The following is a 539-nucleotide window of genomic DNA, read 5'->3' as shown; positions in this document are numbered from 1 at the left end:
CGCCGACAATGGCAAGCAGAAACGCCGATAAAAGCATCTGCAGCATGAAACCATAAACGATGTCCGGGGATTCGCTGAACAGTTGCGGTCCGGGTCGCAGGCCGTGCACCAGAAGTCCGCCGAGAATAACAGCGGCCACACCGGAGCCAGGAATACCCAAGGTCAGGGCCGGGATCAGCGATGCCGCATTGTCGGCGCCATTACCGCATTCCGAAGCGGCGACACCTTCCGGATTGCCCTTGCCGAACGTCTCGGGATGTTTGGAAGTCCGTTTCGCGTCATTGTAAGCGAGATAGCAGGACATGGAGCCACCTGCACCCGGCAGGATCCCGATGATGACCCCGATGACCGAGCTTCGCATCCAGACCGGAAGAAACCGTCTCCACTCCTGGAACACCGAACCCTGGCGCTGAAGCTTCAGAAGGTCGCCGGACATACCCGTCTTGAGGGCTTCCTCGATCATAAGGATGATCGGGGGAACAGCAAACAGTGCCGTCAGCAGGACGACGATATCGAGCCCGTCCGCAAATTGGAGCAGA

Annotated in this window: 1 protein-coding gene; it reads right to left on the bottom strand. The window is 58.8% G+C overall.

Translation table 11 applies throughout. The features are described 5' to 3' along the window. The coding region (locus E8M77_RS24225) for a tripartite tricarboxylate transporter permease (protein ID WP_246659250.1) at nucleotides 1-539 on the bottom strand (539 nt) is incomplete at both ends.

The sequence above is a fragment of the Rhizobium sp. FY34 genome (assembly GCF_005222845.1).
Classification (GTDB): domain Bacteria; phylum Pseudomonadota; class Alphaproteobacteria; order Rhizobiales; family Rhizobiaceae; genus Neorhizobium.
Note: the sequence above shows the minus strand (reverse complement) of the source record. Positions and strands in the feature narration are given on the sequence as shown.